The sequence below is a fragment of the Rhodococcus sp. GB-02 genome (assembly GCF_053470465.1).
Genome location: NZ_JBPUKE010000003.1, coordinates 305,746 through 317,375 on the forward strand (window position 1 = coordinate 305,746; position 11,630 = coordinate 317,375).

Below are 11,630 nucleotides of genomic sequence, written 5' to 3' on the forward strand. Positions count from 1 at the left end.
GCCCCGTCTGTACGTCAGTGATCAGAGACCAGCTGCGCTACGCAGCTTGTCGGCACGATCCGTGCTCTCCCACGGGAGCTCGATGTCGGTGCGACCGAAGTGACCGTACGCCGCCGTCTGCGCGTAGATCGGACGCAGCAGGTCGAGGTCGCGGATGATCGCTCCCGGACGCAGGTCGAAGATCTCGGTGATCGCCTTCTGGATCCGTGCCGGATCGGTCTTCTCGGTGCCGAAGGTTTCGACGAAGAGTCCGACCGGGGCTGCCTTGCCGATGGCGTAGGCGACCTGAACCTCGATGCGGTCGGCCAGACCTGCGGCAACCGCATTCTTCGCGACCCAGCGCATAGCGTAGGCAGCGCTGCGGTCGACCTTTGACGGATCCTTGCCGGAGAATGCGCCGCCGCCGTGACGAGCCATTCCGCCATACGTGTCGACGATGATCTTGCGACCGGTCAAGCCGGCATCACCCATCGGGCCACCGAGGACGAACTTGCCCGTCGGGTTGACCAGAAGACGAACGTCAGAGGTGTCCAGGTCAGTGAGGTTCACGTCGGTCAGCACCGAGTGGAGTACCTTCTCGCGAAGGTCCGGCGTCAGCAGGTTGTCGAGGTCGATGTCCGCTGCATGCTGGGTGGAGATGACCACCGTGTCGAGACGAACGGCCTTGTCGCCGTCGTACTCGATGGTGACCTGGGTCTTACCGTCCGGGCGCAAGTACGGCAGCACGCCGGACTTGCGGACCTCGGTCAACCGGCGGGACAGACGATGCGCCAGCGCGATGGGCAGCGGCATCAGTTCCGGAGTGTCGGTGGTGGCGTAGCCGAACATCAGGCCCTGGTCGCCGGCACCCTGACGGTCGATCTCGTCGTCACTGATTCCGTCGACGCGAGCCTCGTGCGAGTGATCGACACCCTGTGCGATCTCGGGTGACTGGGCGCCGATCGCGACGTTCACGCCGCACGAGTTTCCGTCGAAACCCTTCGCGGAGCTGTCGTAGCCGATCTCGAGGACCGTATCGCGCACGATCTTCGGGATATCCGCGTACGCAGTGGTGGTGACCTCACCGGCTACGTGAACCTGGCCGGTGGTGACCAGCGTTTCGACGGCCACGCGGGCGCGCGGGTCCTGGGTGAGCAGCGCGTCGAGGATCGAGTCGCTGATCGCGTCACAGATCTTGTCCGGGTGCCCCTCGGTGACGGACTCGCTGGTGAATAGCCGACTGCCGGACTTGCTCACAGATCTCCCTCTCGACGACTGAGTTCTTGACTACAGCTTATTGAAGTATCCGAATCACCGTTCGGTGACCGTTTTGTCATGCTTTGTTAGCTGGGGGCTGAGCCGACGATAACGGTTGGACCGCCTGCGCAACACCCTTGCACTCACCCGATTATCGTGGGGTAACTCTCACCACCGGGCGCGAGTCGCTACTCGGGGAAGAGCTTGACCAGGGCGTCGAGCACTCGGCTGGCCATCAGGGCCTTGGATCCGTGCTCGAGAGCGGACTCCGAACCGTCCGAACCGAGCAGCCAACCGTCGTTGTGATCGACCTCGAACGCCTTGCCCTCGCCGACAGCATTGACGACGAGGAGGTCGCAGCCTTTTCGGGCAAGCTTGGAGCGGGCGTAACTGAGAACGTCACCGTGAGCGTCACCGGTCTCTGCGGCGAATCCGACGATGACCGTTCGAGCATCCAGATCGCCGTCACGACGCGCTTCGACGAGGCCGGCGAGTATGTCGGCATTCCGAGTGAGGCTGATCGAGTCGGGTTCGTTTGCGCCCTTCTTGATCTTGCTGCCTTCGACGGTGGTGGGGCGGAAGTCCGCGACAGCCGCAGCCATGACGACTCCGTCGTGTCCGGGTGCGTGCTTCTCGACTGCCAGTCGGAGATCTTCGGCCGTCTTGATGTGCACGACGTCGACGGCGGCAGGGTCGGCGAGATCTGCCGTGTAGCCGGCGATCAGCGTGACGTGTGCGCCGCGTTGTACGGCCAGACGGGCGAGTGCGTACCCCTGTTTTCCCGAGCTGCGATTACCGAGAAAACGCACGGGATCAAGAGGCTCGCGAGTACCGCCGGCGGTGACCAGAATGCGGCGACCTTCCAGGTCTCGCGGCAATGCATCCGAGCGCTCGAGGAGCAACGACGCCAAACCGACGATCTCGTCGGGCTCGGGAAGTCGCCCCGCTCCGGTGTCTTTACCGGTCAAACGCCCGGAAGCAGGTTCGATCACGTGGACGCCGCGCGAGCGCAGTGTCGCGACGTTGGACACCGTTGCGGGGTGTTCCCACATCTCGGTGTGCATTGCGGGGGCGAAGACGACCGGACAGCGAGCGGTCAACAAAGTGGCCGTCAAGAGGTCGTCTGCGCGGCCCATGACAGCTCGCGCCATCAGATCAGCGGTTGCCGGCGCGATGACAACGAGATCGGCTTCCTGTCCGAGGCGGACATGCGGAACCTGCGGGACGTCGTTGAAGACGCCGGTGTGAACCGGGTTGCCGGAGAGTGCTTCGAACGTGGCGCGGCCGACGAACTCCAGAGCGGATTCGGTCGGAATCACGCGGACGTGATGACCACTCTCGGTGAAGCTGCGGATGATCGAGCACGCTTTGTACGCGGCGATACCCCCACCGACACCGACGACGATGCGCTTACGTATCGATGTGGGCGCGTCGGACACTCCCCCGACACCCGAACGAGGTTCGGGTGCGGCAGACGTGGTGCTCACTCGCCTTCGGTGTGCTCGAGGAGATCAGCGTGGATTTCACGCAACGCGATGGACAGCGGCTTTTCCTGCAGACCGGGCTCCACCAGAGGTCCGACGTATTCGAGGATGCCGTCACCGAGCTGGTTGTAGTAGTCGTTGATCTGGCGCGCACGCTTGGCCGAGTAGATGACCAGGGCGTACTTGGAAGAGGTGCGTTCGAGCAACTCGTCGATCGGCGGGTTGGTGATGCCGAGCGGGGTGTCGTAGGCAGGCAGAGCGCCCTGACCTGCTGCGGACGCGGCTGAAGTGCTGCTCACTCTTTTGTCTCCTGAATTAGATCTTCATTGAAGAACTAGTTTTATCGATCCGGATATCTGAGAAACGGGGTGGAAATCGGTTCCCGAAGGGTGCGGAATCAGTTCCCAACCAACAAGGATACCAACTCATCGCAAGCACGGCTTACATCCTCGTTCACGATGACCGTGTCGAACTCGTCCTGTGCGGCCAATTCCACTCGGGCCGTCTCGAGTCGGCGTGCCACGACGTCTTCCGTTTCGGTTCCCCGTCCGGTCAGCCGTTGCACCAGAACGTCCCAGCTCGGTGGAGCCATGAACACCAACAAAGCTTCGGGCATCGCCTGGCGGACAGCTCGTGCTCCGGCGAGATCGACCTCGACGAGTACGGGCTTTCCAGCTTCGAGCGCTTCTTCGATCGGAGCTGCGGGGGTGCCGGAGCGCTGCAGACCGCCGTGGATTTCCGCCCATTCGAGAAGTTCACCGGAGTCGATCATCCGTTGAAATTCTTCACGGGAGGTGAATCGGTAGTCCTTGCCGTCCACTTCACCTGGACGGGGATCGCGAGTGGTCGCCGAAACGCTGAAAACAAGTTCAGGCAACCGAGTTCTCAGCTCGCGAACGACGCTGGACTTACCGACAGCCGAAGGGCCGGCCAGTACAACCAGCCGACCCCTCCGCACTGCGGTCTTGCTCTCTGACACTGTTGCGTCAGCAATCATCAGACACTGCCGCGTCAGCAATCATCACTTGTCGGCTCAGGCCTCGAAGTCGAACTTGGTGAGCAGAGCCTTGCGCTGCCGATCACCGAGGCCACGAAGGCGACGGGTCGGTGCAATCTCCAGCTCGGTCATGATCTCCTGAGCCTTGACCTTGCCCACCTTGGGCAGCGCCTCGAGCAGTGCCGAAACCTTCATCTTGCCCAAGATTTCGTTGTCTTCGGCGTCCTTGAGGACCTGCTTGAGGTCGGTGCCGCCACGCTTCAGGCGCTCCTTGAGCTCAGCCCTGGCCTTGCGGGCAGCAGCTGCCTTCTCCAAAGCAGCAGCGCGCTGCTCATCAGTCAACTGGGGAAGGGCCACGGTTCCTCCGTCTCGTCGTGTGCAAATTTTGTCTATTCCGCTGATAACCAGCAGCGATAGCGACCGTACTCACGCCTGGCGGGAATTGCTAACCCACCCCCCGCGGTCCGATGCGGATCGCGGTGGGTTATGCGCGACGAATCGATGTCACGGATCGTCGCCATTTTCGGTGAGATCGAGACGGATTCGGCGCAACATGAACGTGCGCACCGTACCGAAATAGACTGTAACACAAAGTATTTCGACAATTGCGGCACGGCCGCCCCGTGCATGTGTGCGAAATCGTTACCTGCGGGAATGAACGTGGTCGCCGACACATTCAAAATTTTCGAGCATTTTCGGCGCCTATGCGCGTGTCGCGGCCTGTTTTCAGGTCTGCAGCGACGATTTCGGATCGTCGGCGTCGACCGTCTCGGGTTCGGTGCGGCTCGCGCCGGGGGCAGCCAGAGCGAGAACCACCGCGAGGCTCGCCCAGAGCAACGAATTCTCCAGAACGAAGCCGAAGACCGGGACATCCATGTCCGCGCCGACGCGAGGAAGCCGAAACAGCACGACGGCAGCGGTGAGGGCGATTGCGATCCAGGACCACACGGGCACTGATCGAGTGCCCTCCCCCACCCCCGACTTGATCGGCACGAGGAGCACGCCCACCGCAGGCACCAACCACACGAAGTGGTGGGTCCAGGCAATGGGGGTCACGATCGCCGCCAGCAGGGCCATCACCGTGAAACCGGCAAGATCACCCCGCAGGCGCTGAGCACGCCGCGTTGCGACAATTCCGAGGACACCCAACACTGCACAGGCGAAGAGCCATGCGGGACCCACCAGGCCCTCGGGAAGTAGCCGCAAGGCCATTCCGCGCACGGACTGGTTGCCGAACACGGACGGGTCACCGACCGCGACGCGCCCCGAGAGTGAGGCGATGTCACCGAAGTAGTCGATCGTCTGGCGTGGGAGAACGGCAAAGCCGAGCGCCGTGGCGCCCAGGAATCCGGCGAGGCCGCCCGCGACTGCTTTCCAACGCCCGGTGATCACGTAGTAGCCGATGTAGACGAGTGGCACCAGTTTGACCGCCCCGGCGATCCCCACCAGCACACCTTCGGGAATCCACCGTGGCCGAGCCAGCACGTCGATCAGGCACAGGAGTGTCAGGAACAACCCGACCTGCCCGTACCCGAGGTGATCGGAAATTGGCGATGCCGCCGTCCACAGGACCAGGAAACCCACGTAGACGACTACTGGCCGCCTACGTGTGAACGGGACTTCGCGATAGCTGAGCACGATGATCGCTGCCAGCATCAGAAGGCTGACAAAACTCCATCCCCACTGGAGCGCACCCCAGGAACCCAAGGCGACGGGAACCGCGACGAGCGCAGCGAAGGGCGGATACGTGAACGGCAATCTCGCGTTGAACGACTCGTCGTACAGGTTCGAGCCGTCGAGGACGGCTTGACCCGCCGTCCGGTACACGGCGAGATCGTCGCCGTGCACGCCGGTGACGGATTGGAACCCGGTGGCCAGCAGCGCACACGCCGCGATGAGAAGTCCGATCTGCCACCAACGATTCACCGACGGACGGTACCACCGGGTTCCACCGCTCGAACGAGCCTCGAGGTCACTCACGGATCAGTTCGCCAATGCGGCTTCGATCTCGTCTCGGTCACGCATTGCTGCCTCCCGAAGTGCCGATACCGAAGGACCATGCTGGAGCACTCCACGGGAAGTGTTCGGCAGCAGGAGTTCCGTCGATCCCGCGAAAATGTCTGCGAGATCCGCTGCCGTTGCGCCCTGCGCGCCGAGCCCCGGAGCGAGAATCGGGCCGTTGAAGTGGGACAGGTCCAGTCCGTGGTCCCGAGTAGCACCGACCACCAGTCCGACGGTGTCGCGGCCGTCGGCGTTCGCGTCGACCGCAGCGTTGACGATCGACTGAGCCACACTCACACCGTCGGCCGACGACTGTTGAAGTACGCCACCCTCGGGATTGGACGTTCGTGCCAGCACGAAGATCCCGCGTGCGTTCTGCCTTGCCAGTTCGAGTGTGGGAGCCAGCGCCCCGAACCCCAAGTACGGCGAGACGGTGACCGAGTCGGAGGTCAACGGCGAATCACCCAACCAGGCTTGCGCGTACGCGTCCATGGTCGACCCGATGTCACCACGCTTGGCGTCCGCGACGACAAGTGTTCCCGCATCGCGAAGGACCGAAATGGTCCGCTCCAACACGGCGAAGCCGGCGCTACCGTAGGCCTCGAAGAACGCAACCTGAGGTTTGACGAGCCCCACCTCACCGGTGAACGCCTCGACGCAGATCTCGGCGAAAGTCTCGAGACCTTCAGCCGTACGTGGCAGTCCCCACGCATCGAGAAGCGCGGGATGCGGGTCGATACCGACGCACAGCCGCCCCCGGTCCGCGATCGCGGACCGGAGACGATGCCCCCAACTGTGACTCACGACTGCTGTGCCGGCGACTGCTGTGCCGGCTGGCGAAGACCTGCGTGCAGTTCCTGCAGGGAGTGAACTCCGATGTCGCCGCGGATGGCCGCTTCGATGCCCTGCACGGCGGCCGAGGCGCCCTGGACCGTCGTGATGCACGGAATGTTCGACGCGACTGCTGCGCTTCGGATCTCATAGCCGTCGACGCGCGGGCCGTTGTTGCCGTAAGGCGTGTTGATGACCATGGCGACCTCACCGCTGCGGATCTGGTCGACGATGGTCTCGGCGCCGGCCGGAACATCTTCACCCGACTGCTTGTACACCTGCTTGCACTCGATACCGTTGCGCCGCAAGACATCCGCGGTCCCCTCGGTAGCAAGGATGGTGAATCCGAGATCTGCCAGGCGCTTGACCGGGAAGATCAGCGAACGCTTGTCCTTGTTGGCGACCGAGACGAACACCGCGCCCGTGGTGGGCAACGATCCGTAGGCAGCGGTCTGCGACTTGGCAAAAGCCGTACCGAAGTCGAAGTCGATTCCCATGACCTCACCGGTGGACTTCATCTCCGGGCTGAGCAAGGTATCCACGCCGGTACCGTCGGCGCGGCGGAAGCGGTTGAACGGCAACACAGCTTCCTTGACCGCGATCGGTGCACCGGCCGGAGTGTTTCCACCGTCACCGGTCGCCGGCAGGATGCCGCTTGCGCGCAGCTCGGCGATGGATTCGCCGAGCATGACGCGGGCGCATGCCTTGGCCAGCTGGACGGCCGTCGCCTTGGACACGAACGGAACCGTACGGCTGGCGCGGGGGTTCGCTTCCAGCACGTAGAGGATGTCGTCCTTGAGGGCGTACTGGACGTTGAGCAGGCCCTTGACACCGATGCCCTTTGCAAGAGCCTCGGTGGAGCGGCGGACGTTCTCGAGATCCGCACGACCCAGGGTGATGGGCGGAAGCGCACACGCCGAGTCACCGGAGTGAATGCCGGCTTCCTCGATGTGCTCCATGACGCCGCCGAGGTACACCTCGGTGCCGTCGCACAGAGCGTCGACGTCGATCTCGACTGCGTCTTCGAGGAAGCGGTCGACCAGAACCGGGCGGTCGTCGGAGATCTCCGTGGCGCGCGAGATGTAGTCGGCGAGGGAAGCCTCGTCGTACACGATCTCCATGCCGCGTCCACCGAGCACGTACGACGGACGCACCAGCACCGGGTAGCCGATGCCTGCCGCGATCTCGCGGGCGCCGTCGAACGTGGTGGCGGTACCGAACTTCGGTGCAGGCAGACCGGCTTCGGTGAGCACGCGACCGAATTCGCCGCGGTCCTCCGCCAGGTCGATGGCTGCGGGGCTGGTTCCCACGATGGGAACGCCGGCAGCTTCGAGGCGCTTCGCCAATCCGAGCGGGGTCTGGCCGCCGAGCTGGACGATGACGCCGGCAACGGTGCCCGACTGCGCCTCCGCGCGGTAGACCTCGAAGACGTCCTCGAATGTCAGCGGCTCGAAGTACAGGCGATCAGCGGTGTCGTAGTCCGTGGAGACGGTCTCGGGGTTGCAGTTGACCATGACGGTCTCGTACCCGGCCTCGGACAGCGTCTGCGCCGCGTGGACACACGAGTAGTCGAACTCGATGCCCTGGCCGATGCGGTTGGGGCCGGATCCGAGGATCAGAACCTTGGGTCGCTCGGTCTGTGGAGCAACTTCGGACTCGGCCTCAGGATCAAGCTCGTAGGTCGAGTAGTGGTACGGCGTCTTGGCCTCGAACTCTGCGGCGCAGGTGTCGACGGTCTTGTAGACAGGTCGCACGCCAAGCTGATCACGCAGAGCGCGAACGGCGTCCTCACCTGCGTGCGTGTCACCACCGAGTTCGGGGCGCAGAGCCGCGATCTGGCGGTCCGAGATGCCGTGGTACTTGGCCTGACGCAGGGCAGCCTCGTCGAAAGACTCTGCAGCGCGCAGCTTTTCACCGAGCTCGTGAATCTGCTGGAACTGGTCGAGGAACCACGGATCGATCTTGGTGGCGTCGAAGAGCTGCTCGACAGTTGCGCCGAGGGCGAATGCCTTCTCGATGCCGTACATGCGGCCGTCCTGCGGAACGCTCAGATCGGCGAGCAGTGCGTCCAGGCTCTCCGTCTCGATGTCGGCGCCGGTCCAGTAACCCGCACGCTTGGTCTCGAGTGAACGCATGACCTTGCCGAAAGCCTCGGTGAAGTTGCGGCCGATGCTCATGGCCTCGCCTACCGACTTCATCGTGGTGGTCAGGGTTCCGTCGGCACCGGGGAACTTCTCGAAAGCGAACCGCGGAGCCTTGACGACGACGTAGTCGAGTGTCGGCTCGAAGCAAGCCGGGGTTTCCTTGGTGATGTCGTTGACGATCTCGTCGAGCGTGTAGCCGATGGCAAGCTTGGCGGCCATCTTGGCAATTGGGTAACCGGTCGCCTTCGACGCCAGAGCCGACGAGCGGGAAACGCGCGGGTTCATCTCGATGACGACCAGGCGGCCGTCCTTCGGGTCCATCGCGAACTGGATGTTGCAGCCGCCGGTGTCGACGCCTACCTCACGCAGAATGTCGATGGAAAGGTCGCGCATCGCCTGGTACTCGCGGTCGGTCAGCGTCATCGCCGGAGCGACGGTGACCGAGTCTCCGGTGTGGACACCGACCGGGTCGACGTTCTCGATGGAGCAGACGATCACGACGTTGTCGCGACTGTCGCGCATGAGCTCGAGTTCGTATTCCTTCCAGCCGAGGATGGATTCCTCGATCAGGACGTTCGCCGTCGGCGACGCGGCCAGACCGCCACCGGCGATGCGGTTGAGATCGTCGACGTCGTACGCCATGCCGGAACCAAGGCCGCCCATGGTGAAGGACGGACGCACGACAACCGGGTAACCGAGTTCGGCGACCGTGGCGTGTACTTCGTCCATCGTGTAGCAAACTGCGGACTTCGCGGATTCGCCACCGACCTTGGCAACGATGTCCTTGAACTTCTGGCGATCCTCGCCGCGCTGGATGGCGTCGAAATCGGCGCCGATCAGTTCGACGTCGTACTTCTCGAGGATTCCCTGCTCGTGCAGCGCCACTGCGGCGTTGAGAGCAGTCTGACCGCCGAGCGTCGCGAGGACGGCGTCGATCTTGTTGCCCTGCAAGGCTTCCTTGGCGATGACCTTCTCGAGGAACTCGGCCGTGATCGGCTCGACGTACGTGGCGTCGGCGAACTCGGGGTCCGTCATGATGGTGGCGGGGTTGGAGTTGACCAGGCTGACGCGCAGGCCCTCCTCCTGGAGGACGCGGCAGGCCTGGGTGCCCGAGTAGTCGAACTCGCAGGCCTGACCGATGACGATCGGACCGGAGCCGATTACCAGGATGTGCTTGAGATCTGTACGGCGTGGCATTAGTTCTTGACTCCGGTTTCTTTCCGTGCGGAGAGCAGGCTGGTGAAGCGGTCGAAGAGGTACGCAGCGTCGTGCGGACCGGCTGCGGCTTCCGGGTGGTACTGCACCGAGAAGGCCGAATCGTCCAGCAGGCGAACACCTTCGACGGCGCCGTCGTTGGCGCAGGTGTGGCTGACCACCGCGCGACCGAACGGGGTGTCGAATTCCTGACCGGCTTCGCCTTCTAGCGCGAAGCCGTGGTTCTGAGCGGTGATCGCGATGCGACCGGTCTGATGCTCGATCACCGGGATGTTGATGCCGCGGTGGCCGAACTTCATCTTGTAGGTGCTCAGGCCCAGGGCACGGCCCAGGATCTGGTTACCGAAGCAGATACCGAACAGCGGCAAGCCCTGTCCGATGACCTCTTTCGTGAGGTGGACTGCGCCGTCGGCGGTGGCCGGGTCACCGGGACCGTTGGAGAGGAACACTCCGTCGGCCTTCAGGTCGAGGATCTGTTCGAGACTCGCGTTGGACGGCAACACGTGGACGCGGATACCGCGCTCGGCGAACATGCGCGGGGTGTTGGTCTTGATACCGAGGTCGATGGCGGCAACCGTGTACAGCGCCTCCCCGCCCTTCGGCTCGACGACGTAGCCGCTGGTGGTGCTGACCTCACCGGCAAGATCGGCGCCGAGCATGGTCGGCTGATCCTGAACCCGTCGGACCAGTTCGTCCTCGGCGGCGATTGCCTCACCCGAGAAGACACCGGCCTTCATCGAGCCGCGGGTGCGCAGGTGGCGAACCAGGGCGCGGGTGTCGATACCGGCGATTCCGACGATGCCCTGCTCTTCGAGCTTGGCCTGCAGCGAGCCCGTTGCACGCCAACTCGAGGTGACCCGAGAAGGATCGCGGACCACGTAGCCGGCAACCCAGATCTTTGCGCCGGCGCGCTCACCCGTCGGTCCGACCGACTCGTCGTCTTCGTCGTTCCAGCCGGTGTTGCCGATCTGCGGCGCTGTGGAGACCACGATCTGGCGGTGGTAGCTGGGATCAGTGAGCGTTTCCTGGTAGCCGGTCATGCCGGTGCTGAACACCGCTTCGCCCAGGGTCTGTCCAACCGCACCGAAGGTGGTTCCGCGGAACACCCGTCCGTCTTCGAGGACCAGTACTGCGGGGCTGTTGTCAAAGCCGCTCATGCGTTCTTTCCGTTCTGCTCGATGTCGCCAGAGCTTGCGTCTTCATTGTCATTCGTCTTGTTCGAAGCAGTCTTGTTCGAAGCAGTTACCGGCTTGACCCAGTCCGGATAAACCGTCTTGTCGTCACCGCGCACGCCCGTGTCGATCTCGGTTCCACTCGGCAATTCCCAGCGGATCACCAGGACGCCGTCCTTGCTCATGACCTTGCCGGCGAGACCGCTCTCCGTGCGGATCGCGCGGATCGACTTCTCCGGGATCCAGATCGCCGACGCACCGTCACGCTCGACGAGAATTCCGCCGCTGTAGCGGCTGATCTCGCAGGTGGCACGAAAACCGAGGTCGCCGACGGCGATACGGTCCTGCCAGCTGGGCGCAATCGTGCTGCCGACGTACAGGCCAGTGGTCGGCAGGACGAGCAGTTCACCCAGAGTTGCCGGTACCGTCGGCAACTCGCCGATCTTGTCTTTCTGGCGTCGAGCGCGTCCACGCCAGCCGACGTACATCAGGCCGATCATCGCGACCCAGAAGATCGCCAGACCGATGATCCACAGTGCTCTGTCCATGA

At 63.7% G+C, this 11,630-nt stretch carries 10 protein-coding genes; all 10 read right to left on the minus strand.

The window, feature by feature from the left end:
* Positions 1-21: 21 nt before the first annotated feature.
* The 10 genes from metK to ACSW29_RS21805 all read right to left on the minus strand — a co-directional run bounded on the left by metK (position 22) and on the right by ACSW29_RS21805 (position 11,628).
* Positions 22-1,236 (minus strand): methionine adenosyltransferase, encoded by a 1,215-nt coding sequence (gene metK / locus ACSW29_RS21760; RefSeq protein WP_230815546.1) that lies wholly within the window; start codon positions 1,234-1,236, stop codon positions 22-24.
* 188 nt (positions 1,237-1,424) lie between these two features.
* Positions 1,425-2,723, minus strand: coding sequence for a bifunctional phosphopantothenoylcysteine decarboxylase/phosphopantothenate--cysteine ligase CoaBC (coaBC, locus tag ACSW29_RS21765; protein WP_374228042.1), 1,299 nt, complete (start codon positions 2,721-2,723; stop codon positions 1,425-1,427).
* On the minus strand, positions 2,720-3,019 hold the full coding sequence (rpoZ, locus tag ACSW29_RS21770; RefSeq protein WP_003944996.1) for a DNA-directed RNA polymerase subunit omega: 300 nt from the start codon (positions 3,017-3,019) through the stop codon (positions 2,720-2,722). The genes coaBC and rpoZ overlap by 4 nt, the downstream gene beginning before the upstream one ends.
* Positions 3,020-3,117: 98 nt before the next feature.
* A complete protein-coding gene (gmk, locus tag ACSW29_RS21775) occupies positions 3,118-3,717 on the minus strand; it encodes a guanylate kinase (RefSeq protein WP_029255329.1) in 600 nt (199 codons plus the stop codon).
* 36 nt (positions 3,718-3,753) lie between these two features.
* A complete protein-coding gene (mihF, locus tag ACSW29_RS21780; protein WP_003944825.1) occupies positions 3,754-4,074 on the minus strand; it encodes an integration host factor, actinobacterial type in 321 nt (106 codons plus the stop codon).
* A 369-nt stretch (positions 4,075-4,443) separates the two neighbouring features.
* Positions 4,444-5,643 (minus strand): glycosyltransferase 87 family protein, encoded by a 1,200-nt coding sequence (locus ACSW29_RS21785; protein WP_448278272.1) that lies wholly within the window; start codon positions 5,641-5,643, stop codon positions 4,444-4,446.
* Between the two features lie 57 nt (positions 5,644-5,700).
* Positions 5,701-6,522 (minus strand): orotidine-5'-phosphate decarboxylase, encoded by an 822-nt coding sequence (gene pyrF, locus ACSW29_RS21790; RefSeq protein ID WP_230815543.1) that lies wholly within the window; start codon positions 6,520-6,522, stop codon positions 5,701-5,703.
* The gene (carB, locus tag ACSW29_RS21795; protein WP_448278273.1) at positions 6,519-9,890 is read right to left on the minus strand and encodes a carbamoyl-phosphate synthase large subunit; all 3,372 of its coding nucleotides are present in this window, start codon (positions 9,888-9,890) and stop codon (positions 6,519-6,521) included. Before carB ends, pyrF begins: the two co-directional genes overlap by 4 nt.
* Positions 9,890-11,065: a glutamine-hydrolyzing carbamoyl-phosphate synthase small subunit gene (gene carA, locus ACSW29_RS21800; protein ID WP_230815541.1), complete on the minus strand. Its 1,176-nt coding sequence runs from the start codon at positions 11,063-11,065 to the stop codon at positions 9,890-9,892. The genes carB and carA overlap by 1 nt, the downstream gene beginning before the upstream one ends.
* On the minus strand, positions 11,062-11,628 hold the full coding sequence (locus ACSW29_RS21805) for a PH-like domain-containing protein (RefSeq protein WP_230815540.1): 567 nt from the start codon (positions 11,626-11,628) through the stop codon (positions 11,062-11,064). Before ACSW29_RS21805 ends, carA begins: the two co-directional genes overlap by 4 nt.
* Between the last annotated feature and the right edge of the window lie 2 nt (positions 11,629-11,630).

What these genes read in the sequence shown, in the direction of transcription:
- gmk (WP_029255329.1), bottom strand. Translation starts at nt 3,717, where the DNA reads ATGATTGCTGACGCAACAGTGTCAGAGAGCAAGACCGCAGTGCGGAGG.
- carA (WP_230815541.1), bottom strand. Translation starts at nt 11,065, where the DNA reads ATGAGCGGCTTTGACAACAGCCCCGCAGTACTGGTCCTCGAAGACGGA.
- carB (WP_448278273.1), bottom strand. Translation starts at nt 9,890, where the DNA reads ATGCCACGCCGTACAGATCTCAAGCACATCCTGGTAATCGGCTCCGGT.
- ACSW29_RS21805 (WP_230815540.1), bottom strand. Translation starts at nt 11,628, where the DNA reads ATGGACAGAGCACTGTGGATCATCGGTCTGGCGATCTTCTGGGTCGCG.